The following is a 22601-nucleotide window of genomic DNA, read 5'->3' as shown; positions in this document are numbered from 1 at the left end:
TAGTCTTCCCCGTGTTCGGTGATGTCTTTCTTGATCCCCTGTGTTACCTGATCCAGCCATGAAATTGAAATATCTACTGTCAGTTCTGACAGTTACCTCCAAGTGCCAAAACGAGTTCAATGAACACTTCCAAAAAGGGTAGTTGCGAACTTGGCTTTCGCTTTTGGCCCCATCACAAGGAGGTGTTGCATGAGTAATAATCCTGTACGTGTTTTCGGCACGATAGATAGATTTCTGTTTCCTGAGCACGATTGGCGGCCGGGTATTTATTTCGGCATTACGATGTATGAGGGCAGAGAGTACTATTTCGGGGTCAATAGCTTTCTAGATTGGAATGGAAGTATCTTTGACCCGGGTATTCCAAAGCTTGGCCAGCGAATTTCGTTTGAACCCTGGATAGGTAGTATTCGCAACTCTGCTGAAGAGATTCGGCGAGAGACCGCTTAATCAGTCAAGAAAGCAAGAAGATCGCAGCATTTGGGGTGGTACGCCTCGAGCTGCGATTCTACTGCTCATAAATATCAGTAATCGCTACCACGTTCGGTGATGTCCTTCTCCACCCTCGGCGCATCCGGATCCTGTCCCGCCGGAAACTTCCCTTTCAGGTTCCACGCAAACGCAATGATCTCGGCGATCGTCAGATAGAGTTCCTGGGGAATGCTGTCCCCCAGTTCCATCCGTGCCAACAGTTTTACCAGCTCGGCGTTTTCGTAGATGGGTACTTCATAATCGCGGGCAATCCGCAGGATTTCCTCGGCCAGTTCTTCGTCGCCCTTGGCGGTGAGGGTGGGGGCCTGTTTACCGTCGTACTTGAGGGCGATGGCCTGGCGTGGGGCGTTGGGATTGTTCATGCGGTTTCGTCGACCCAGCGTTGTTCGAGGCGGGTTTGTGGCCCTTGCGGTGGTGTGCCGAGGTGGCAGTCCAGGTCGCCGACGTTGAGGCCGGCGGACAGCAGGCGATCACGCAGGCCTTGCAGGTTGTTTTCGATCAGGCTGGCGGTATAAGGGCGTTCGGCCCAGAGCTGGCTGGACAGGCTGCCGTTGATCAATTGCGCCTGAACCTGAAGTGGCCCCAACGGCTCCATGGCGAAGGCCAGGTCCACTCGCCATAACTGCTGTTTCGGTTCGCGCTCTTCGCGGCGTTCCTTGGGCTGTTCTTTCTCGGGGGCGTCTTCGCGCTGGAACTTGACCTGCAAGGGCACGATGTCGTGCAGGTTGCGCATCGGGATTTCCAGTTGCCAGGTGCTTATCAACCGTCCATCGGCCGTGACGCCGGTTTGCTCCAGGCTCGACAGCTGATGGCTTTGAAGGCGGGAAACCGCCGCTGCGGCCAGGCGTAGCAAGTGCTCGAGATCGTCTTCGCCTTGGTTGCTTTGTAACAGACGCTCAGGCAGAGGAAAGTGGGTGGGAGAGGGTTTGGCGCTGACCTGGCCGAGCATGCCCAAGGCGTTACGGACAAAACTCGGCATGGCCTGAGCCAGCGTGTTGGCGGCGATGATGGCGCCGAGGCTGGTGTTGGGCGTCAGGCTGGGTGTCAGCTGTGCAATCAATTTGAGCAGGTCGGCTTTCATGTCGGGTGCAAGCGTCGGATTCTGCCCGGCCAGCAGTTTGCTTTCGAGGAACGCACCGCTGTTGGCCAGCGCCAGGGCCAGTCCCTTTGCCGTGCTCAGTTGCTGCACATCGGGAAGCCCATCGAGCAACCGGGCGGCCGCTGTGCGCAGGTCAACCGCCGTCTGATCGGTGTCCGGCAAGTCCTGCAACAGATTCAGCAGGCCGTCCAAAGAACCCTGGCGGCTGGTTTGACTGAGCAGTTGCTGGGTCACCGCCAATTGCTCCTGACGGCTGCTCAAAGGCACGAACTTCAGGGTTTGGCTGTCCTGCACCTGTGCGCTGAGCAAGGTGCCGATGCGCAGTGGCTGCGGGCTGTCGATGCTCAGGGTGCTACCGCTCAAGGCGCTGTTGAGCAGGCTGACCATCGAGCGAAACACCGTCGGCTGGCCCGGCACCTGCGGCAATACCTGCGAGGTCAGCACTTTGCCTTGCAGCAGGGTGCCAACCGGCAATTGCGCGGTGTCGATGCGGGTGAGGGTGGCGACGCTGGACGCGATGGCCTGTTGCACGGTCACCGCCAGATTACCCGCCGACGGTTGGCTGACGACGAAACTGCTGCCCTGGGCCAGCGGCAGGGTGCTGGTGGTCTGCACCGTGGTCTGGCGGCCGCTGTCGAGGGTGACCTTGAGCAGCAACTGAAACGCCTGATCCGCCTGCTTGAGTGAAAGTACTTCGGCCTGGGCTGTCTGGCCAGCCGTGATTAAGCCTTCGATCGGCGTCAGCAGCTTGAGCAACTCACCGCTGACGGCGGGGGCACGCGTATTCGCAGGCGTCGGCTGGGGCAGCGGGAGGATGTTCATTTCGCCTGTCATACGCGGTCACAACCTGAGGAAAATGCACTCTTTAGAGTAAGGCATGGCATGTATAATGCGGCGCCGTTGTATCCAAAAGTGGCGAAAACTTTGCAATTGTTTGACGCAGCTCTCTAGAACAAGACGTCATTGCATCTATGCTGCATCTCTTTAACGGCCGCGCCAGAGCCGACTTGAACCGTATAAGGCCCGTGAACCCTTGACCAGTCCTGTCCTGCAAACCGTTGCCCTTGCCTGCGAGCGAGACCTTCGGCTGCTTTTCGAAAATCTCGATTTGAGACTGGCCAGTGGCGAAATGGTACAGATCAGCGGTCCCAACGGCAGTGGCAAGACCAGCCTGCTGCGGTTGCTCTCGGGGTTGATGCAGCCGACCGCCGGTCAGGTGCTGCTCAACGGTCAGCCATTGAATGAGCAGCGCAGCGAACTGGCGCGCAATCTGCTGTGGATCGGTCATGCGGCCGGGATCAAGGATTTGCTGACGCCGGAAGAGAACCTGAGCTGGCTCTGCGCCTTGCATCATCCGGCCAGTCGCGAAGCCATCTGGCAGGCGCTGGCGGCGGTTGGATTGCGCGGATTTGAAGATGTGCCGTGCCATACCCTGTCCGCCGGTCAGCAGCGTCGTGTCGCGCTGGCGCGCCTGTATCTGGACAGCCCGCCGCTGTTGATTCTCGACGAGCCGTTCACCGCCCTCGACAAGCAAGGTGTGGCCCAACTTGAAGAGCACCTGGCCGGGCACTGCGAACGCGGCGGCATGGTGGTCTTGACCACCCACCACACCTTGAGCCGGATGCCGGCTGGTTATCGTGACATTGATCTGGGGAATTGGGCCGTATGAGTGTTTTCGGCCTGTTGGTCGCCCGTGAGGCGCGTCTGTTGTTCCGTCGTCCTGCCGAGTTGGCGAACCCCTTGGTGTTTTTCGCCATCGTCGTTTCGCTGTTCCCGCTGGCGGTCGGCCCCGAGTCGCAATTGTTGCAAACCTTGTCTCCGGGGCTGGTGTGGGTCGCGGCACTTTTATCGGTTTTGCTCTCGCTGGACGGGCTTTTCCGCAGTGATTTCGAAGACGGATCGCTGGAGCAGTGGGTCCTTTCGTCGCACCCCCTGCCTCTTCTGGTATTGGCCAAAGTGCTGGCACACTGGGCTTTTTCCGGCCTGGCACTGGTTTTGCTCGCACCCTTGCTGGCGCTGATGCTCGGTTTGCCTGCCGCCTGTCTGCCGGTGTTGCTGCTTTCGTTGTTGCTCGGTACACCGGTGCTGAGCCTGCTCGGTGCGGTGGGCGCTGCTTTGACCGTGGGATTGAAGCGTGGTGGCCTGTTGCTGGCCCTGTTGATCCTGCCGTTGTACATCCCGGTATTGATCCTTGGCAGTGGCGCCCTGCAGGCTGCCTTGCAAGGCATGCCGGCGACCGGTTATCTGCTGTGGCTTGGAAGCCTGACCGCCTTGGCGATAACCCTGACACCTTTTGCAATCGCTGCTGGCCTGAAGATCAGCGTCGGCGAATAATGAGGTCTGGTTAAAAAACAACCAGCAAAGACCCTGGCTCTTCACAGTAAAGAGCAACCGTGATGGAAACAGTATGAATTGGACGTGGTTTCACAAGCTGGGCTCGCCCAAATGGTTTTACGGCATCAGCGGCAGAATGCTGCCGTGGCTGAGCGTCGCCGCGTTGCTGCTGATCGGCGTCGGCGTGGTCTGGGGCCTGGCCTTTGCGCCGCCTGACTACCAGCAGGGCAACAGCTTCCGCATCATCTATATCCACGTTCCGGCGGCCATGCTCGCGCAGTCCATCTATGTGATGCTGGCGGTGTGCGGCATCGTCGGGCTGGTGTGGAAAATGAAACTGGCCGACGTCGCCCTGCAATGCGCAGCGCCCATTGGAGCCTGGATGACCGCCGTGGCGCTGGTCACCGGGGCGATCTGGGGCAAACCGACCTGGGGCTCGTGGTGGGTCTGGGACGCGCGCCTCACGTCCATGCTGATTCTGCTGTTCCTGTATTTCGGCCTGATCGCCCTGGGCAACGCCATCAGCAATCGCGACAGCGCAGCCAAGGCCTGCGCCGTGTTGGCGATTGTCGGGGTGATCAACATTCCGATCATCAAATATTCGGTGGAGTGGTGGAACACCCTGCACCAGGGCGCAACTTTCACCCTCACCGAAAAACCGGCGATGCCGGCCGAGATGTGGCTGCCCTTGCTGCTGACGGTGCTGGGTTTCTACTGTTTCTTCGGCGCGGTGCTGTTGCTGCGCATGCGCCTCGAAGTGCTCAAGCGTGAAGCCCGCGCCAGTTGGGTGAAAGCCGAAGTGGAAAACAGCCTGGAGGTCGCTCGATGAGTTTTGCTTCATTCGGCGACTTCATCGCCATGGGTCATCATGGCCTGTATGTCTGGTCAGCCTACGGCATCTGCATGGCCGTGCTGATCCTCAACGTGGCGGCGCCGATCCTGGCCCGCAAGCGGTATCTGCAACAAGAGGCGCGTCGTTTGCGCCGGGAGAACGGCAAGTGAATCCGCTGCGCAAAAAGCGTCTTATCATCATTCTCGCGATTCTGGTCGGGGTCGGCGCGGCCGTCGGCCTGGCCCTGAGCGCCCTGCAGCAGAACATCAATCTGTTTTACACACCGACCCAGATCGCCAATGGCGAGGCCCCGCAAGACACGCGCATCCGCGCCGGTGGCATGGTGGAGAAGGGCTCGTTGCAACGCTCCAGCGATTCGCTGGACGTGAAATTCGTCGTCACCGACTTCAACAAGTCCGTGACCATCAGCTATCGCGGCATCCTCCCGGACCTGTTCCGTGAAGGGCAGGGCATCGTCGCCCTGGGCAAGATCAACGCCGAGGGCGTGGTGGTCGCCGATGAAGTGCTGGCCAAGCACGATGAAAAGTACATGCCGCCGGAAGTGACCAAGGCCCTGAAAGACAGCGGCCAGTCGGCACCCACTCCCGCCAAAGAGGGCTAAGCGATGACCGCAGGACTCTTCATTCCCGAACTGGGCCACCTGGCCATGATCCTGGCCCTGTGCTTCGCCCTGGCGCAAGCCGTGGTGCCGTTGCTCGGTGCCTGGCGTGGTGATCGCCTGTGGATGAGCCTGGCCCAGCCAGCCGCCTGGGGCCAGTTCACCTTCCTGGTGTTTGCCTTCGGCTGCCTGACCTACGCCTTCATGATCGACGACTTCTCCGTCGCCTACGTGGCCAACAACTCCAACAGCGCCTTGCCGTGGTACTACAAGTTCAGCGCCGTATGGGGTGCCCACGAAGGTTCGCTGCTGCTGTGGGCGTTGATCCTTGGCGGCTGGACCTTCGCGGTGTCGGTGTTCTCCCGGCAGCTGCCGCAGGTCATGCTGGCCCGCGTGCTGGCGGTGATGGGCATGATCAGCACCGGCTTCCTGCTGTTCCTGATCATGACGTCCAACCCGTTCAAGCGCATCCTGCCGCAGGTGCCGAGCGACGGCGCCGACCTCAATCCGCTGCTGCAAGACATCGGCCTGATCGTGCACCCGCCGATGCTGTACATGGGCTACGTCGGTTTCTCGGTGGCCTTCGCCTTCGCCATTGCCGCGCTGATGGGCGGTCGTCTTGATGCCGCCTGGGCGCGCTGGTCGCGTCCATGGACCATTGTCGCCTGGGCTTTCCTCGGCATTGGCATCACCCTCGGCTCCTGGTGGGCGTATTACGAACTCGGCTGGGGCGGCTGGTGGTTCTGGGACCCGGTGGAAAACGCCTCCTTCATGCCTTGGCTGGTGGGCACCGCGCTGATTCACTCCCTGGCGGTCACGGAAAAACGTGGCGTGTTCAAGAGCTGGACCGTATTGCTGGCCATTGCCGCGTTCTCGTTGAGCCTGCTGGGGACTTTCCTCGTGCGTTCCGGCGTGCTGACCTCGGTTCATGCCTTCGCCTCCGACCCCGAGCGCGGCGTGTTCATCCTGATTTTCCTGCTGTTCGTCGTCGGTGGTTCGCTGACCTTGTTCGCCCTGCGCGCGCCGGTGGTCAAGAGCCAGGTCGGCTTTAACCTCTGGTCCCGGGAAACCCTGCTGCTGGGCAACAACCTGGTGCTGGTGGTGGCGGCTTCGATGATTCTGCTCGGCACTCTCTATCCGCTGATTCTGGACGCCATTTCCGGCGCCAAGCTGTCGGTCGGCCCGCCGTACTTCAACGCACTGTTCATTCCGTTGATGGCGTTGCTGATGGTGGTAATGGCAGTCGGCGTGATCGTGCGCTGGAAAGACACTCCGGTGAAATGGCTGGTCAGCATGCTGACTCCGGTCCTGCTCGGCAGCGCGGCCATGGCCGTGGTGGCTGGCGTCGCCTACGGCGATTTCAACTGGGCGGTGCTCGCCACCTTCATGTTGGCGGCCTGGGTGTTGCTGGCCGGTGTGCGTGACCTGTTCGACAAGACCCGTCACAAGGGCCTGATCAAAGGCCTGCCGACCCTGACCCGCAGCTACTGGGGCATGCAGATTGCGCACCTGGGCATCGCCGTGTGCGCACTGGGTGTCGTGCTGTCCAGCCAGAACAGCGCCGAGCGCGACCTGCGCCTGGCGCCGGGCGAGTCCATGGACCTGGCCGGTTATCACTTCATCTTCGAAGGCGCCAAGCATTTCGAGGGGCCGAACTTCACCTCCGACAAGGGCACCATCCGGGTGATCCGCAACGGTAAGGAAGTCAGCGTGCTGCATCCGGAAAAACGCCTGTACACCGTGCAAAATTCGGTCATGACCGAAGCCGGGATTGACGCCGGGTTCACTCGCGACCTCTACGTCGCCCTCGGCGAACCGCTGGGCAATGGCGCCTGGGCGGTGCGGGTACACGTCAAGCCGTTCGTGCGCTGGATCTGGTTCGGCGGCCTGTTGACAGGTGCAGGCGGGTTGCTGGCGGCGCTGGATCGGCGTTATCGGGTCAAGGTCAAAAGCCGCGTGCGTGAAGCACTGGGCATGTCGGGAGCCACTGCATGAAGCGTTGGTTGATGTTGTTGCCGCTGGCGATTTTTCTGGTAGTAGCCGTGTTTCTTTACCGTGGGTTGTACCTCGACCCGGCCGAGTTGCCGTCGGCAATGATCGGCAAGCCGTTCCCCGAGTTCTCTTTGCCGGCGGTACAAGGCGAGAAGAAGCTGAGCAAGGCCGATATTCTCGGCAAGCCGGCGCTGGTCAACGTCTGGGGCACCTGGTGCATCTCCTGCCGGGTCGAGCATCCGGTGTTGAACAAGCTGGCCGGGCAAGGCGTGGTGATCTACGGCATCAACTACAAGGACACCAACGCCGATGCCTTGAAGTGGCTGGCCGATTTCCACAATCCCTACGTGCTGAACATCCGTGACGACGAAGGCTCGCTGGGTCTCAATCTCGGTGTGTATGGCGCGCCGGAAACCTTCTTCATCGACGCCAAGGGCATCATCCGCGACAAGTACGTCGGCGTGATCGACGAGCAGGTCTGGCGTGAAAAGCTGGCGGCCAAGTACCAGGCGCTGGCCGACGAGGCCAAGCCATGAAGCGCTGGATTGCCGCTGTCGTTCTGGGTTTGAGCATGACCGGTGTGGCTCATGCGGCCATCGACACTTACGAGTTCGCCAAGGAAGGTGACCGCGAGCGTTTTCGTGAACTGACCAAGGAACTGCGCTGCCCCAAGTGCCAGAACCAGGACATCGCCGACTCCAATGCACCGATTGCCGCCGACCTGCGCAAGGAGATCTTCCGCATGCTCGGCGAGGGCAAGGACAATCAGCAGATCATCGACTTCATGGTCGACCGTTACGGTGATTTCGTCCGCTACAAGCCCGCCCTGACCGGCAAGACGGCGCTGTTGTGGTTCGGCCCCGCCGGCTTGCTGCTGGGCGGTGTGGTGATCATTGCGCTGATCGTCCGCCGTCGTCGCGTACAACGCGCCGACGTTCAGGATGAGCTTTCTCCCGAGGAGCGCTCGCGCCTCGACCATCTGCTGGATAAAAACCAAGAATGATTGATTTCTGGCTTGCTGCAGGTCTGCTACTTCTGGTTGCCCTGAGTTTTCTGTTGATCCCCGTTCTGCGCAATCGCCGTGCCCAGCGCGAAGAGGATCGTACCGCCCTGAACGTTGCGCTCTATCAGGAGCGCGTGGCCGAGTTGCAGACCCAGCAGGAAGAGGGGGTGCTCGATGCCGCGCAGATGGACGCCGGTCGTGCCGAAGCGGCTCGTGAATTGCTGGCGGACACTGAAGGCGCCGAAGCGCCACGGGTGTCGCGGCTGGGTAAACCCTTGCCATTGCTGGCGGCGATTCTGGTGCCGGTGCTGGGGCTGGGTCTCTACATGCATTACGGCGCCAGCGACAAGGTCGAACTGACCCGGGAATTCGCTCACGCACCGCAGTCGATGGAGGAGATGACCAAGCGCCTGGAACGTGCCGTCGCCGCGCAACCGGACTCCGCCGAAGGCGTGTACTTCCTCGGCCGTACCTACATGGCCCAGGACCGCCCGGCGGATGCCGCGAAAATGTTCCAGCGCACCGTGGAGCTGGGCGGGCGTCAGCCAGAGCTGTTGGGTCAATGGGCCCAGGCCTTGTATTTCGCCAATGACAAGAAATGGTCGGAGCAGATTCAGGCGCTGACCGATGAAGCGCTGAAAGCTGACCCGAATGAAGTCACCAGCCTCGGTCTGCTCGGTATTGCCGCCTTCGAAGGCGAGCGTTACCAGCAAGCCATCGACTACTGGAATCGCCTGTTGGCGCAACTGCCACCGGAAGACCGCTCCCGCGAAGCGCTGCAAGGCGGAATCGCCCGGGCCACCGAGAAGCTGCTGGCCAGTGGCGGCAAGGTGGCGGAAGCTCCGGCGGCCAAGGCGTCGGCCTTGCTCAAGGTCAGCGTCGATCTGGCTGCGGAACTGAAAGCCAAGGTCCAGCCCGGCGACAGCGTGTTCATTTTTGCTCGCGCCCTGTCCGGTCCTCCGGCACCGCTGGCGGTCAAGCGCATGACCGTGGCCGATCTGCCGGTGACCGTCGAACTGGGCGATGCTGATGCAATGATGCCGCAGTTGAAACTGTCGAACTTTCCTGAAGTCCAACTGGTTGCGCGCATTTCCCGTGCCGGCAAACCTACGGCCGGCGAATGGATCGGTCGCAGCCAGCCTCTGGCCAGCAGCACCACCGCGCCGCAATCACTGACCATCGACAGCCCGGACCAATAACAGGAAAACGCATCATGACCGCATTCGCTCGCATCACCCTGCTCAGTGTTGTTTTGGGGTTAAGCGCTTGTGCGGTCCAGCGGCCACCGCAGCAGGAGTCGCCTGAGCCAATTCCGCGGACACAGCCCAGTCCGACGCCATCGACGTCCCCTTCGCCGGGCAAGCCGAGTGCGCCGAGCAAGCCTGCCAAGCCGTTGCCGCGTACGTCCGCCAGCTTTGCCCCGCCACCTGGGGGGAGCAGCCATTGGGATCCGAAGCTTGGGGTGTATGTGTTGGAGGATCAGCCCAATACTTTTTATCGGCAGCGGACTTATTACCGCTGGAATAATGGCTGGAGCCGGTCGATCAGTCCTAACGGGCCTTGGGAGGAAACCGATATTCATGGGGTTCCCGGTGGGTTGGGGCGGCAGTTTGGTGAGTGACAATGAGGCGGCCTTTGGGTCGCCTTTTTTGTGGCTTTTGGGAAAGTCGTTTCGCCTTGATCTGCGTGGTGGGCTGTCTTTTTTGACTGGGTACATATCCATTGCTGCGGTCACGGCGGCTTAGGGTTTCGCCCTTACGGCGACTCACTTTTTTACAAACGCCTAAAAAAAGTAAGCAAAAAAACGCTTGCCCCAGCGTTCGGCCCCTCGCTAAGGCTCGGGGTCCCTTCGCTCCGGGATTCATCCGGGGGCATCGCCTACGGTTTGCTTCGCTGCACCTCCTCTCGATGTGTTTGGCTGCGCCAAACGGTCGCTGCGCTCCCACCCCCGGATAAACCCCTCCACTCAGCCTGCCGACGGGGCCTACAGATCAAAAGCTGCAGCCGAGCTAACGCTCATCCTGTTGAGTGGTGAGGAGCGTGGGCGTCAGCCCATCTGCCTTGCGCTCTGCTCTTCTGTAAGAGCCGGCTTGCTGGCGATGACGGCCTGACAGCCGACCTGATCTCACGACCACACTCGATCCCACTGTGGGAGCCAGCCTGCTGGCGATGAGACCCTGCGAGCCAACCTGAATCTTGCGGCTGAACGCGAACCCTGTGGGAGCGGGCTTGCCCGCGAAGGCGGCCTACCAGCCGACCCAATTATCACTGCCGGGCAACACTCTCAATCAGGCCGGCCGGTAGGCCGCTTCGCTTTGGCTGTTGCGGTACACGCCCCCTCGAGAGGCCGAGTGGAGGTTCTGCGCAGTGGGCACCGCGGCAGGGATGCCGCGGTAGCCGCCCCCGGCCATGGATGGCCGATGGTGGCGGGCCCACGGAGCAGGACCGGAGCGAGGGCATGCCGAGCCTAGGCGAGGCACCGAACGAAAGGGGCAAAAGCGCTTGGTTACTTGGGGCCGGGCGGCGTTCCGTTTTTCCAAGTAACCCGCTGTAAGAGCGGAACCCCAAGCGGCCGTTACCGCAGCAACGGATGTGTACACCCAACAAAAAACGCCCAGCACAAAGCCATCGTCGGAACGCCGCCCGGAGCAAGCTCGCTCCCACAAGGAATGCAAGGCATTCCATATCAAAAAGCCACCTCAACCTTTCACAAAACCTTCATCAAATGGTCCACCGCAGGACTTGTGCAAGTCATAGGGCTGACACGCCCCGTGCCTACAGTCGGTTGAACTCAAATGCAGCCACGGATGGCTGTTCAACCTGACAGAGAAGCCCATGAACACAGCTATCCATGTCGATCATCTGAACAAGACTTTTGCGCGTAAAAACGCACTGGTCGACCTCGAACTCACCATAGCCACCGGTGAGATGGTCGCGCTGATTGGCGCTTCCGGTTCCGGCAAGTCCACCTTGTTGCGGCACCTCGCGGGCCTGGCCTGTTGCGATCGCAACAACGGCGGCAGCGTCAAGGTGCTGGGTCGTGAGGTGCAAGCCTCGGGACGGCTCAATGGCAAGGTGCGGCGCCTGCGTGCCGACATTGGCTACATCTTCCAGCAGTTCAACCTGGTCAATCGCCTGAGCGTGCTCGACAACGTGCTACTCGGTTGCCTGGGCCGCATGCCACGGTGGCGTGGCAGCCTCGGCCTGTTCAATGCCGAGGAAAAACAGTTCGCCCTGGAATCCCTCGACCGGGTCGGCCTGGCCGATCTGGCGGCGCAGCGCGCGTCCACGCTGTCCGGCGGCCAGCAACAGCGCGTGGCGATTGCCCGGGCGCTGACCCAGCGCGCCGAAGTGATCCTGGCAGACGAGCCCATCGCCTCCCTGGACCCGGAGTCGGCGCGCAAGGTCATGGAGATACTCGCCGACATCAACCGTCGCGACGGCAAGACCGTGGTTGTGACCCTGCATCAAGTTGACTACGCCACCCGCTATTGCCCGCGTGCCGTTGCGCTCAAGGCCGGGCGGATTCATTTCGACGGGCCAGGCTCCGAGCTCAGTGGCCAGTTCCTCAACGATTTGTACGGTGCCGATATCGACACCAGCCTCATGTGCTCCGAACCCTCCCGTCACAGCGCAAGCGTGCCGCGACTGGTGATGGCCCGCGCGTGATCAATGCCGAATTTTCCAATCGTTCACCCTCAGGAAACCTTTCCATGTTGAACCGTATCGGTCGCGTTTTCGCTGGCGCCGCATTGCTCGCCAGCTGTGTATTGGGCACCGCCCAGGCGGAAGAAAAAGCCATCAACTTCGGCATCATGTCCACCGAGTCGTCGCAGAACCTCAAGAGCATCTGGCAGCCGTTCCTCGATGACATGCAGAAAAAGACCGGCCTGAAGATCAACGCCACTTTTGCCTCCGACTACGCCGGCCTGATTCAGGGCATGCGTTTCAACAAGGTCGACGTGGCCTGGTTGGGTAACAAGGCGGCCATCGAGGCGGTGGATCGCTCTAACGGCGAGATCTTCGCCCAGACCGCTGCCGCCAGTGGTGCCGCGGGTTACTGGAGTGTGTTGATCGTGCGCAAGGACAGCCCGATCAACACCGTCGACGACATGCTGAAAAACGCCAAGAACCTGACCTTCGGCAACGGTGACCCGAACTCCACCTCGGGCTACCTGGTGCCGGGCTACTACGTGTTCGCCAAGAATCACGTCGATGCCGCGACCGCGTTCAAGCGCACCCTCAACTCCAGCCACGAAGTCAACGCCCTGAGCGTGGCCAAGGGGCAAGTGGATGTCGCGACCTTCAACACTGAAAGCTGGGATCGCCTGGAAGTCACCCAGCCGGACAAGGCCGCCCAGCTCAAGGTGATCTGGAAGTCGCCACTGATTCCCGCCGACCCCTTGGTGTGGAGCAAGAACCTGAGCGACAGCGAGAAGGGCAAGATCCGCGATTTCATCTTCAGCTATGGCGACACCGATTCCGAGAAAGCGGTATTGGCTGGCATGCAGTTGGGCAAGTTCCTCAAGTCCAGCGACGACCAGCTGTTGCCGATCCGTCAGCTCGAGCTGTTCAAGCAGCGCACCACGATCAATGCCGACACCAAGCTTGAAGCGGCGGACAAGGCGAAGAAGTTGGCTGACATCGATGCCGAGCTGGCCAAGCTGCAAGAGCGCATCAGCTTGCTCGAGAAGACCGACGACAAAAAATCCGCAGCCAACGGCTAACCCCTGTAGGAGCGAGCATGCTCGCTCCTACAGTTTCTGATTGACGCAATTCAGAGAAAACCTCATGACCACTCTGCACGCTGAAGCTATCGGCAAACGCACCTGGCCACAGTACGCCGGATGGGGCCTGTTCCTGGTCGCGCTGGTCTGGGCCTGGCATGGTGCCGAAATGAACCCGCTGGCGCTGTATCGCGATTCGGGAAACATGGCGACCTTCGCCGCGGACTTCTTCCCGCCGGACTTCCACGAATGGCGCATGTACCTCAAGGAAATGATCGTCACTGTGCAGATCGCCCTGTGGGGCACGGTGCTGGCGATTGTCTGCTCGGTGCCGCTGGGCATTCTCTGCTCGGAAAACATCACCCCCTGGTGGATTCACCAGCCCCTGCGGCGGGTGATGGACGCGTTCCGTTCGATCAACGAAATGGTGTTCGCCATGCTGTTCGTGGTGGCCGTCGGCCTGGGTCCGTTCGCCGGGGTGCTGGCGCTGTGGATCAGCACCACCGGGGTACTCGCCAAGCTGTTCGCCGAAGCCGTCGAAGCGATTGACCCGGGCCCGGTCGAAGGCGTGCGTGCCACCGGCGCCAGTGCCTTGCAAGAGGTGATCTACGGGGTGATCCCGCAAGTGATGCCGCTGTGGGTGTCCTACGCGCTGTACCGCTTCGAAGCCAACGTGCGCTCGGCAACAGTGGTGGGCATGGTCGGTGCCGGCGGGATCGGGGTGATTCTTTGGGAGAACATCCGCGCTTTTCAGTTCGTACAAACCTGTGCGGTGCTGATGGTGATCATTGTGGTCGTCAGCCTGATCGACATTTTTTCGCAACGCCTGCGCAAGCAGTTCATCTGACTTTTCGGAGGGGTGCCTGCGGGCGCTTTTTTTAAAGCATGCGGTTGTCTAGACAAGACGAGCCGGTGTATCGCGAACTGGCTGACATCCTGCGCCGTGAACTGGCGGAGTACCGCGCCGGGGATTTCCTGCCGGGCGAGGTGTTGCTCGCCGAGCGCTTCGGGGTCAACCGCCATACCTTGCGCCGCGCCATCGACGAACTGGTGTTCGAAGGCAGCCTGCTGCGGCGGCAAGGCAAGGGCACCCAGGTGCTGGAACGACCGCTGATTTACTCGATGACCGCCGACAGTGCCTACAGCCAGTCACTGTCGGCCCAAGGGCTCGGCGTCGAGGCGGTATTGCTCAAGCGGCGCTACTGCTTCGCCAGCCGTGAGGAAGCACAACATCTGGGCATCGCCGAGATGGCGCCAATGATCGAATTGCAGACCTTGCGCAAACTCGACCAACAACCGGTCAGTCTGATCCGCCATCGCTACTGCGCCAGCCACGCGCCGTTGCTGGCGGACTACAACGGCGGCTCCCTGCGCCAGTACCTGCGCGAACGGGACATGCCGCTGACCCGCACCCAGAGCCTGATCGGCGCCCGTCTGCCCAACCGTGAAGAAGCCGCATTGCTGCTGATGCCCCGGCACTTGCCGGCCCTGACCGTGTTCACCCTTTCCCGCGATAACGACGGCCATGCCGTGGAGCTGGCCCAGTCCACCAGCCGTTCGGATCGCTTCCAGTACCAGGTCGTGACCTGATGGAGAACGCCATGACTCACTCTGCTCCACACGCCGAGCGCCAACACTGGATCGGTGTTCTGGCCCGCGCCCGCCGCAGCGAATTGCAGCCCTTCGAAGCCGCATTGCGCGACGTTGAATACCAACTGATTCGCGCGCCGGAAATCGGCATGACCCTGGTCCGCGGTCGCATGGGCGGCAACGGCGCGCCGTTCAATGTCGGTGAAATGAGCGTGACCCGATGCGTGGTGCGCCTGGCCGACGGCCGCACCGGCTACAGCTACCTGGCCGGGCGCGACAAGGTCCACGCCGAACTCGCCGCGTTGGCCGACGCGCATTTGCAGGGCGCGCAGCAACGTCACTGGCTGGCGGAGCTGATCACGCCGCTGGCCACCGCGCAGGCCGAACGCCGGGCGCAGAAAGAGGCGGAAACCGCCGCCACCAAGGTCGAATTCTTCACCCTCGTGCGAGGAGAAAACTGATGAGCGCACAGCTGTTGCAACCGGCCTTCGCCGACCCGGTGCTGGATGCCCAGCGCGGTTTTCGTGCCGCACTCAAGGCACTCGCCGGACCCGGTCTGATCCAAAGTCTGCACGACGTGCCGAGTCTTGAAGGCCTGGCACCGGCCACCTACGCCTTGTGCCTGGCCCTGCTGGATGTCGATACGCCGCTGTGGCTGGCGCCGTCGTTCGACACCCCGCTGATCCGCGCCAATCTGGCCTTTCACTGTGGCTGCCCGTTGACCTCGGTGCGCAGCGAAGCACAGTTCGCCTTGCTCGCCGCAGATGACTTGCTCGACCTCAGTGGCTTCGATACCGGCAATGACCGTTACCCCGATCAGTCCTGCACCTTGCTGGTTCAGTTGCCGTCGCTGAACGGCGGACAGGTGTTGACCTGGCACGGCCCAGGCATCGAACGCCAGCACAGCATCAGCCTGCCGTTGGCCGAGGGATTCTGGGCCGAGCGTGAACGCCGCAATGAATTCCCACGGGGCCTGGACCTGTTTTTCAGCGCCGGCCACGAGCTGATCGGCCTGCCACGCAGCACCCGTATCGCAGAGGAGCGTGCCTGATGTACGTAGCCGTCAAGGGTGGCGAACAGGCCATCGACAATGCCCACCGTCTGCTGGCGAAAAAACGCCGGGGCGATACTTCGGTCAGCGAGCTCCGCGTCGAGCAAATCCGCCAGCAACTGCCACTGGCCGTGGCGCGGGTGATGAGCGAAGGCTCGCTGTACGACGAAGAACTCGCCGCGCTAGCCATCAAACAGGCGGCGGGGGATCTGGTGGAAGCGATCTTCCTGCTGCGCGCCTACCGCACCACGTTGCCGCGCTTCAGCCCGAGCCTGCCGATCGACACCTCGAACATGCTGCTCAGCCGTCGTTTGTCGGCGACCTTCAAGGACGTCCCAGGTGGTCAGTTGCTTGGCCCGACCTTTGACTACACCCATCGCCTGCTGGACTTTGCCCTGCTCGCCGAAGGTGAATACCCGGGGCCTCAAGTCACCCCGGATGCTGCTCTGGAGCCGTGCCCACGGGTGCTCGGCTTGCTCGCTCAGGAAGGCCTGATCAAGAACGAGGCCGACCATGGTGAGAGTATTGCCGACATCACCCGCGACCCGCTGGAACTGCCGGCCAGCCGCGTCGAACGCCTGCAAGCGCTGGCCCGTGGCGATGAAGGTTTCCTGCTGGCGCTGGGCTACTCGACCCAACGCGGCTATGGCCGCAACCACCCGTTTGCCGGGGAAATCCGTATCGGTGACGTCGAGGTGTGGATCGACCCACCAGAGCTGGGTTTCCCGATCAATCTGGGCAGCATCGAAGTCACCGAGTGCGAGATGGTCAACCAGTTTGTCGGCTCGGCCACCGAGCTGGCGCAATTCACCCGTGGTTACGGCCTGGCCTTCGGGCACGCCGAGCGCAAGGCGATGGGCATGGCTCTGGTCGACCGCGCATTGCGTGCCGAGGAATACAACGAAGAGATCGTCTCGCCGGCGCAGCAGGAAGAGTTCGTGCTGATGCACTGCGACAACGTCGAGGCGGCGGGTTTTGTCTCGCACCTCAAGTTACCTCACTACGTGGACTTCCAGGCCGAACTGGAACTGATCCGCAAACTGCGCAAGCCGGCCGAGGGCAGCAAGCATGAATGACATGACTCAGGTCTCAGTGCGCGATGCGGCGTACAACTTCGCCTACCTCGATGAGCAGACCAAACGCATGATCCGCCGCGCCTTGCTCAAGGCCGTGGCGATTCCCGGCTATCAGGTGCCGTTCGGTGGTCGCGAGATGCCCTTGCCTTACGGCTGGGGCACCGGCGGCATGCAACTGACGGCGGCAATTCTCGGCGCCGACGACGTGCTCAAGGTCATCGACCAGGGCGCTGACGACACCACCAACGCCGTGTCGATCCGCCGCTTTTTTGCCCGCACCGCCGGGGTTGTCACCACTGAAAGCACCCCGGACGCGACGGTGATCCAGACCCGTCACCGCATCCCGGAAACGCCGTTGCACGCCGATCAGATCATGGTCTATCAGGTACCGATTCCCGATCCCCTGCGCTTTATCGAACCGTCGGAAACCGAGACCCGGACCATGCACGCCCTCAACGATTACGGGGTGATGCACGTGAAGCTGTACGAAGACATCGCCACCTTCGGCCACATCGCCACGGCCTACGCCTACCCGGTGATGGTCGATGAGCGCTACGTGATGGACCCTTCGCCGATCCCCAAATTCGACAACCCGAAACTCGACATGAGCCCGGCGCTGATGCTGTTCGGCGCCGGTCGCGAGAAACGTCTGTACGCGGTGCCGCCGTACACCCGGGTCACCAGTCTCGACTTCGAGGATCACCCGTTCGAAGTGCAGAAGTGGGAAGCGTGCTGCGCCATTTGTGGCAGCCGCGACGCCTTCCTCGACGAACTGATTCTCGACGATGCCGGCACCCAGAGCTTCGTTTGTTCCGACACCTATTACTGCGCCCAGCGCGTCAGCCAGCAGGAGCAGGGCCAATGAACCAGGCGCTGAAAGAAGAGCTGTCCAAGACCACCGTCGAGCCGCTATTGCGGGTGCGCGACCTGTCGTTGTTGTACGGCCCGGAGAAGGGCTGCCAGGACGTCAGCTTCGATCTGTACCCCGGCGAAGTGCTGGGGATTGTCGGCGAGTCCGGTTCGGGCAAGTCGACCTTGCTGTCCTTGCTCAGCGGTCGACTGCCACCCCAGCGCGGCCAGATCGGCTACCGCGATAGGCAGGACCAGTGGCTTGACCTGTACAGCGCCAGTGAAGCCGAACGCCGCACCCTGTTGCGCACCGAATGGGGCTTCGTCGAGCAGAACCCGCGCGATGGTTTGCGCATGGGCGTGTCCGCCGGGGCCAACATCGGCGAACGCCTGATGGCTCAGGGCGTGCGCAATTACCGGCAACTGCGCGGGGCAGGGCTGGATTGGTTAAGTCAGGTGGAAATCGATCCACAGCGTATCGACGACTTGCCGCGCACCTTTTCTGGCGGCATGCAGCAACGCCTGCAGATTGCCCGCAACCTGGTGTCGAGTCCGCGCCTGGTGTTCATGGACGAGCCTACCGGTGGCCTCGATGTGTCGGTGCAGGCGCGTTTGCTCGACCTGCTGCGTGGGCTGGTGCGCGAACTGGATCTGGCGGTGGTGATCGTCACCCACGACCTGGCGGTGGCGCGTCTGCTGGCCGACCGCCTGATGGTGATGCGCCGCTCGCGGGTGGTGGAAACCGGGCTGACCGATCAGATCCTCGACGATCCACAGCACCCTTACTCTCAACTGTTGGTGTCTTCGGTGTTGCAGCCATGATGAATAGCCTGATCGAGGTCCGTGACCTCTCGAAAACCTTCACCCTGCACCAACAGAACGGCGTGGTCCTCAATGTGCTGCGCGGGATCGATTTCACTGTGGCCGGTGGTGAATGCCTGGTCCTGCATGGGCAATCCGGCGCCGGTAAAAGCACCTTGCTGCGCACCCTGTACGGTAACTATCTGCCGGCGGGCGGCAGTATCCGCGTGCAGCACGACGGCCAATGGCTGGAATTGGTCGGCGCGCAGCCCCGGGACATTCTGCAGGTGCGTCAACGCACCCTGGGTTACGTCAGTCAGTTTCTGCGGGTGATTCCGCGCGTGGCCTGTCTGGACGTGGTGATGGAGCCGGCGCTGGCCCGGGGCTGGTCGAAAGAGCGGGCACAGGTGCGGGCCGAACACTTGCTCGGTCGCCTGAACATTCCGCAACGCCTGTGGCAGTTGGCTCCAGGCACGTTCTCCGGTGGCGAACAGCAGCGGGTCAACATCGCCCGCGGCTTCATGGTGGCGTGGCCGGTGATGCTGCTCGATGAACCCACGGCCTCCCTCGACGACAACAATCGTCAGGTCGTGCTCGAACTGATCAACGAAGCGAAAAGTGACGGTGCCGCGCTGATCGGCATTTTCCACGATCGCATTGCCCGCGAAGCCGTTGCCGATCGCCACCTCGACATGACACCCGCCGCCGTGAGCCAAAAGGAATACGCCGATGCACGTTGAACAGATCCTCAGCAATGCCCAACTGGTCACCGCTGACCGAGTGTTCTACGGCACCCTGGTGTTGCGCAACGGCCTGATCGCCGAGGTTGCCGAAGGCCCCAGCCGTTTGCCCCAGGCCCTGGACCTCAATGGCGATTACCTGCTGCCGGGGCTGGTGGAGTTGCACACCGACAACCTGGAACGGCACATGACCCCGCGCCCTGGCGTCGATTGGCCGTCGGTGCCGGCGGTGCTCAGCCACGATGCGCAGATCATCGCGGCCGGCATCACCACGGTGTTCGATGCGGTGTCCATTGGCGATGTGAACCCCAAGGGCAATCGCATGCAGAAACTGCCGGCGATGCTCGACGCCATCACCAAGGCTGCCGAAGCCGGGCTGACCCGCGCCGAACACCGCCTGCACCTGCGTTGCGAGTTGTGCCACCCGGACACCCTCAGCGTGTTTCGCGACCTGGTGGAAAACCCGCTGGTGCAACTGGTGTCGGTGATGGACCATTCGCCGGGTCAGCGTCAGTTCGTCCTGGAATCCAAGTACCGTGAGTACTACATGGGCAAGTACAACCTGAGCAGCGAACTGATGGATGAATTCATCACCCTGCAGATGGCCAATTCCCGGCAGTACAGCGACCGTTATCGTGCGGCGATTGTCGAACATTGCCTGGCGCTGGGCCTGTCGGTGGCCAGCCATGACGACGCGACCCGGGCCCACGTCGAAGAGTCGGCACGCTACGGCATGACCATCGCCGAGTTCCCGACCACGGTCGAAGCCGCGCGCGGCTGCCGGGACCACGGCATGCAGGTACTGATGGGCGCACCGAACATCGTGCGTGGCGGCTCGCACTCGGGTAACGTGGCCGCCGCTGCACTGGCCGCCGAGGGTTTGCTGGATATCCTGTCCAGCGACTACTACCCGGCCAGTCTGCTGCAATCGGCATTCGCGCTGGCGGCGCAGAATCCGTCAATCGGTCTGGCCGGCGCGGTGCGCATGATCAGTTGCAACCCGGCGCGGGCCGCCGGGCTCAGTGATCGGGGCGAGATCGCCGTGGGCTTGCGTGCTGACCTCGTGCAGGCACGCAGCCAGGACGGCTTGCCGGTGGTCCAGCAAGTATGGCGACAAGCAAAGAGGGTGTTTTGATGGCGGGCAGGTTGATCTATCTCATCGGACCTTCGGGATCGGGCAAGGACAGCCTGTTGGATGCGGCGCGAGAGCGGTTGGCCGAGCGCGGTTGCCGCATCGTGCGGCGGGTCATTACGCGCTCGGCGGAAGCGGTGGGCGAGGCGGCGATGGGTGTCAGTCCGCAGCAGTTCAGCGAAATGGAAGCTGCAGACGCCTTTGCCCTGAGCTGGCACGCCAACGGCTTGTCCTACGGCATCCCGCGGGAAATCGACGATTGGCTGGCCGCCGGGCACGACGTGCTGGTCAACGGTTCGCGCGGGCATCTGGGGAAAACCCGCGAACGTTATCCGAACGTGCTGGTGCTGTTGTTGACGGTCAATCAGGCGGTGTTGTGCGAGCGTTTGCTGGCCCGTGGGCGGGAGTCAGTGGCCGAGATCGATGCCCGTCTGGCGCGTAATGCCCGCTTCAATCAGCGGGTGCTCGCCGACAACGATCCGACTTTGCATGTGCTGGACAACTCCGGCGCACTGGAACACACGGTCGAACGCATGCTTGCCTGCATCGATGGTCAGGCTGCATGCGCCTGACCTTGCTGGGCACCGGTGACGCCCGCCAGGTTCCGGTTTATGGCTGCCCGTGCGTGGCCTGCGACCGGGCCCGCAACGATCGACGCCTGCAGCGACGACCCTGCAGCGCGTTGATCGAATGCGGAGACCAGCGCTGGTTGATCGACAGCGGTTTACCTGACCTGTGCGAACGCTTTCCGCCGCGCAGTTTCAGCGGGATTCTCCAGACCCATTACCATGCCGACCACGCCCAGGGCCTGTTGCACCTGCGCTGGGGCCAGGGCCTGGTGATACCTGTCCACGGTCCCGTCGATCCGGAAGGCCTGGCGGACCTGTACAAACACCCCGGCATCCTCGACTTCAGCCAACCGTTCGACGCTTTCGAAACCCGACAATTCGGTACGCTCAGCGTCACCGCGTTGCCCTTGCAGCATTCAAAGCCGACCCTCGGTTACCTGCTGGAAGGGCAAGGACGGCGGATCGCCTACCTGACCGACACCGTTGGCTTGCCGTTGGACACACTGCAATGGTTGCAGCGACAACCGCTGGATCTGCTGGTACTGGACTGCTCCATGCCACCGCAACCACAGGCGCCGCGTAACCACAACGACTTGACGTTGGCATTGCAGTGTATTGATCAGTTGCAGGCGGAGAGGGCGGTGCTGACCCATGTGGGCCATACGCTGGATGCGTGGTTGCTGGAGCATCGGGGAGCTTTGCCGGGGAATGTCGGCGTAGGATTTGATGGGTGTGTGCTTTAGCGTCGGATTGGTTTTTTAGAGGATGCCCCGGTAGTTATTCAGCGACATTACGGGCCTGGCCAAATATACCGTGACGCAATCTTCCGGTATGGCCAGGTCCTTGGGTTTGCAGGAACGATCAGAACGCAGCCTTACCCACCGACGCACCGCCATCGACAAACAACGTCTGCCCGGTGATGAACCCACTCTGTTCCGACAACAGGAACGCAATCGCCGAAGCAATTTCCTGGGGTTGTCCCAGACGTCCCATGGGTACGCCGGCCAGGTAGCGCGCCTCGCCTTCGCTGCCCGGCGGGTTGTTGGCGCGGAACAGTTCGGTTTCGGTTGGCCCCGGTGCTACGGCATTCACCGTGACGCCGCTTTGTGCCAGTTCCAGCGCCCAGGAACGGGTGAAGCTGATCAGCGCAGCCTTGGCGGCGGCATAGGCGGTGCGCTGGGTGATGCCGAGCACCGTCAGGCTGGAAATATTGACCACCCGGCCCCAGCCTTTGGCGCGCATGTTTGGCAGCAGCGCCTGGGTTGCCTGCAATGCCGAATGCAGATTGACCCGCATCACGTCGTCGAAGCTGTCGAGGTCGATGTCGCCCAATGCCTGCGGACGTACCAGGCCGACGTTGTTGACCAGTCCGTCGAATTCGTAGGTTCGAGCCAGTTCGGCGAGCACTTGCTCGGTCAATGCCCGGTCGCTCAGGTCCAGTGGAAACAGGATGCCCGGGAAGGACAGGTCCGGTGTGCGGGCGATGCCCACCACGCGATGGCCCGCGCGGTCCAGATGTTCAGCCACGGCCCGGCCAATGCCTTTGCTGGCGCCGGTGATCAGAAAGGTACGTCGGGTCATGGCAACTCCTTGATTGGCTACGCCGCCATCCGGGCGGCACTGGGTCGAACGGTTCAGCCGCGCATCCTGTTCCGTATCGCTTCGGGTTGGAGTGTAAACCGGGTTGACCCCGCCATA

Annotated in this window: 27 protein-coding genes; 24 read left to right on the top strand and 3 right to left on the bottom strand. The window is 61.9% G+C overall.

The window, feature by feature from the left end:
• Nucleotides 1–189 precede the first annotated feature (189 nt).
• Complete coding sequence (locus EIY72_RS28325) at nucleotides 190–447, top strand: hypothetical protein (RefSeq protein WP_093225065.1); 258 nt, start codon at nucleotides 190–192, stop codon at nucleotides 445–447.
• A gap of 74 nt (nucleotides 448–521) precedes the next feature.
• Here EIY72_RS28325 and EIY72_RS28320 read toward each other — a convergent pair whose 3' ends face one another.
• Both EIY72_RS28320 and fliK read right to left on the bottom strand, forming a co-directional pair.
• The gene (locus EIY72_RS28320; protein WP_093225062.1) at nucleotides 522–851 is read right to left on the bottom strand and encodes an EscU/YscU/HrcU family type III secretion system export apparatus switch protein; all 330 of its coding nucleotides are present in this window, start codon (nucleotides 849–851) and stop codon (nucleotides 522–524) included.
• The gene (fliK, locus tag EIY72_RS28315) at nucleotides 848–2422 is read right to left on the bottom strand and encodes a flagellar hook-length control protein FliK (protein ID WP_093225059.1); all 1575 of its coding nucleotides are present in this window, start codon (nucleotides 2420–2422) and stop codon (nucleotides 848–850) included. The genes EIY72_RS28320 and fliK overlap by 4 nt, the downstream gene beginning before the upstream one ends.
• A gap of 199 nt (nucleotides 2423–2621) precedes the next feature.
• On the opposite strand from fliK, the gene ccmA reads away from it, so the two are divergent.
• The 23 genes from ccmA (at nucleotide 2622) to phnP (ending at nucleotide 21646) form a co-directional block, all read left to right on the top strand.
• On the top strand, nucleotides 2622–3257 hold the full coding sequence (gene ccmA, locus EIY72_RS28310) for a cytochrome c biogenesis heme-transporting ATPase CcmA (protein WP_093225056.1): 636 nt from the start codon (nucleotides 2622–2624) through the stop codon (nucleotides 3255–3257).
• Complete coding sequence (gene ccmB / locus EIY72_RS28305; RefSeq protein WP_093225052.1) at nucleotides 3254–3922, top strand: heme exporter protein CcmB; 669 nt, start codon at nucleotides 3254–3256, stop codon at nucleotides 3920–3922. The genes ccmA and ccmB overlap by 4 nt, the downstream gene beginning before the upstream one ends.
• Nucleotides 3923–3995: 73 nt before the next feature.
• Nucleotides 3996–4751: a heme ABC transporter permease gene (locus EIY72_RS28300; protein ID WP_093225048.1), complete on the top strand. Its 756-nt coding sequence runs from the start codon at nucleotides 3996–3998 to the stop codon at nucleotides 4749–4751.
• The gene (gene ccmD, locus EIY72_RS28295) at nucleotides 4748–4924 is read left to right on the top strand and encodes a heme exporter protein CcmD (RefSeq protein ID WP_093225045.1); all 177 of its coding nucleotides are present in this window, start codon (nucleotides 4748–4750) and stop codon (nucleotides 4922–4924) included. Before EIY72_RS28300 ends, ccmD begins: the two co-directional genes overlap by 4 nt.
• Nucleotides 4921–5376, top strand: coding sequence for a cytochrome c maturation protein CcmE (ccmE, locus tag EIY72_RS28290; RefSeq protein WP_093225043.1), 456 nt, complete (start codon nucleotides 4921–4923; stop codon nucleotides 5374–5376). The genes ccmD and ccmE overlap by 4 nt, the downstream gene beginning before the upstream one ends.
• 3 nt (nucleotides 5377–5379) lie before the next feature.
• On the top strand, nucleotides 5380–7368 hold the full coding sequence (locus tag EIY72_RS28285) for a heme lyase CcmF/NrfE family subunit (RefSeq protein WP_093225040.1): 1989 nt from the start codon (nucleotides 5380–5382) through the stop codon (nucleotides 7366–7368).
• Complete coding sequence (locus EIY72_RS28280) at nucleotides 7365–7901, top strand: DsbE family thiol:disulfide interchange protein (protein ID WP_093225037.1); 537 nt, start codon at nucleotides 7365–7367, stop codon at nucleotides 7899–7901. The genes EIY72_RS28285 and EIY72_RS28280 overlap by 4 nt, the downstream gene beginning before the upstream one ends.
• Nucleotides 7898–8368, top strand: coding sequence for a cytochrome c-type biogenesis protein (locus EIY72_RS28275; protein WP_093225034.1), 471 nt, complete (start codon nucleotides 7898–7900; stop codon nucleotides 8366–8368). The genes EIY72_RS28280 and EIY72_RS28275 overlap by 4 nt, the downstream gene beginning before the upstream one ends.
• Nucleotides 8365–9567, top strand: a complete 1203-nt coding sequence (gene ccmI / locus EIY72_RS28270; RefSeq protein ID WP_093225031.1) for a c-type cytochrome biogenesis protein CcmI — start codon at nucleotides 8365–8367, stop codon at nucleotides 9565–9567. Before EIY72_RS28275 ends, ccmI begins: the two co-directional genes overlap by 4 nt.
• A 14-nt stretch (nucleotides 9568–9581) precedes the next feature.
• Nucleotides 9582–9989, top strand: a complete 408-nt coding sequence (locus EIY72_RS28265; protein ID WP_093225029.1) for a hypothetical protein — start codon at nucleotides 9582–9584, stop codon at nucleotides 9987–9989.
• A gap of 1214 nt (nucleotides 9990–11203) precedes the next feature.
• Nucleotides 11204–12037, top strand: a complete 834-nt coding sequence (gene phnC / locus EIY72_RS28255) for a phosphonate ABC transporter ATP-binding protein (RefSeq protein ID WP_093225023.1) — start codon at nucleotides 11204–11206, stop codon at nucleotides 12035–12037.
• A 44-nt stretch (nucleotides 12038–12081) separates the two neighbouring features.
• Entirely contained in the window at nucleotides 12082–13095 is a 1014-nt protein-coding gene (gene phnD, locus EIY72_RS28250; RefSeq protein ID WP_093225020.1) for a phosphonate ABC transporter substrate-binding protein, read from the top strand.
• A gap of 64 nt (nucleotides 13096–13159) precedes the next feature.
• Nucleotides 13160–13942: a phosphonate ABC transporter, permease protein PhnE gene (gene phnE / locus EIY72_RS28245; RefSeq protein ID WP_093225018.1), complete on the top strand. Its 783-nt coding sequence runs from the start codon at nucleotides 13160–13162 to the stop codon at nucleotides 13940–13942.
• Nucleotides 13943–13980: 38 nt separating this feature from the next.
• The gene (gene phnF, locus EIY72_RS28240) at nucleotides 13981–14685 is read left to right on the top strand and encodes a phosphonate metabolism transcriptional regulator PhnF (protein ID WP_162276449.1); all 705 of its coding nucleotides are present in this window, start codon (nucleotides 13981–13983) and stop codon (nucleotides 14683–14685) included.
• A gap of 11 nt (nucleotides 14686–14696) precedes the next feature.
• Nucleotides 14697–15146, top strand: coding sequence for a phosphonate C-P lyase system protein PhnG (gene phnG / locus EIY72_RS28235; protein WP_093225012.1), 450 nt, complete (start codon nucleotides 14697–14699; stop codon nucleotides 15144–15146).
• A complete protein-coding gene (phnH, locus tag EIY72_RS28230; protein ID WP_093225009.1) occupies nucleotides 15146–15736 on the top strand; it encodes a phosphonate C-P lyase system protein PhnH in 591 nt (196 codons plus the stop codon). Before phnG ends, phnH begins: the two co-directional genes overlap by 1 nt.
• Complete coding sequence (locus EIY72_RS28225) at nucleotides 15736–16812, top strand: carbon-phosphorus lyase complex subunit (protein ID WP_093225006.1); 1077 nt, start codon at nucleotides 15736–15738, stop codon at nucleotides 16810–16812. Before phnH ends, EIY72_RS28225 begins: the two co-directional genes overlap by 1 nt.
• Nucleotides 16805–17677 carry an alpha-D-ribose 1-methylphosphonate 5-phosphate C-P-lyase PhnJ gene (locus tag EIY72_RS28220; protein WP_093225003.1) on the top strand — a complete coding sequence of 291 codons (873 nt, stop codon included), beginning with the start codon at nucleotides 16805–16807 and terminating at the stop codon, nucleotides 17675–17677. Before EIY72_RS28225 ends, EIY72_RS28220 begins: the two co-directional genes overlap by 8 nt.
• Nucleotides 17674–18483, top strand: coding sequence for a phosphonate C-P lyase system protein PhnK (gene phnK / locus EIY72_RS28215; protein ID WP_093225000.1), 810 nt, complete (start codon nucleotides 17674–17676; stop codon nucleotides 18481–18483). The genes EIY72_RS28220 and phnK overlap by 4 nt, the downstream gene beginning before the upstream one ends.
• Entirely contained in the window at nucleotides 18483–19202 is a 720-nt protein-coding gene (phnL, locus tag EIY72_RS28210; RefSeq protein ID WP_093230682.1) for a phosphonate C-P lyase system protein PhnL, read from the top strand. The genes phnK and phnL overlap by 1 nt, the downstream gene beginning before the upstream one ends.
• Nucleotides 19192–20337, top strand: a complete 1146-nt coding sequence (locus EIY72_RS28205; protein ID WP_093224997.1) for an alpha-D-ribose 1-methylphosphonate 5-triphosphate diphosphatase — start codon at nucleotides 19192–19194, stop codon at nucleotides 20335–20337. Before phnL ends, EIY72_RS28205 begins: the two co-directional genes overlap by 11 nt.
• Nucleotides 20337–20906, top strand: a complete 570-nt coding sequence (phnN, locus tag EIY72_RS28200) for a phosphonate metabolism protein/1,5-bisphosphokinase (PRPP-forming) PhnN (RefSeq protein ID WP_093224994.1) — start codon at nucleotides 20337–20339, stop codon at nucleotides 20904–20906. Before EIY72_RS28205 ends, phnN begins: the two co-directional genes overlap by 1 nt.
• On the top strand, nucleotides 20897–21646 hold the full coding sequence (gene phnP, locus EIY72_RS28195; RefSeq protein ID WP_093224991.1) for a phosphonate metabolism protein PhnP: 750 nt from the start codon (nucleotides 20897–20899) through the stop codon (nucleotides 21644–21646). Before phnN ends, phnP begins: the two co-directional genes overlap by 10 nt.
• Nucleotides 21647–21764: 118 nt before the next feature.
• Here phnP and EIY72_RS28190 read toward each other — a convergent pair whose 3' ends face one another.
• On the bottom strand, nucleotides 21765–22484 hold the full coding sequence (locus EIY72_RS28190) for an SDR family oxidoreductase (RefSeq protein WP_093224988.1): 720 nt from the start codon (nucleotides 22482–22484) through the stop codon (nucleotides 21765–21767).
• Between the last annotated feature and the right edge of the window lie 117 nt (nucleotides 22485–22601).

This window comes from Pseudomonas vancouverensis (assembly GCF_004348895.1).
GTDB lineage: Bacteria > Pseudomonadota > Gammaproteobacteria > Pseudomonadales > Pseudomonadaceae > Aquipseudomonas > Aquipseudomonas vancouverensis.
The sequence above is the reverse complement of the archived record's forward strand: the minus strand, read 5'-3'. Positions and strand labels throughout refer to the sequence as shown.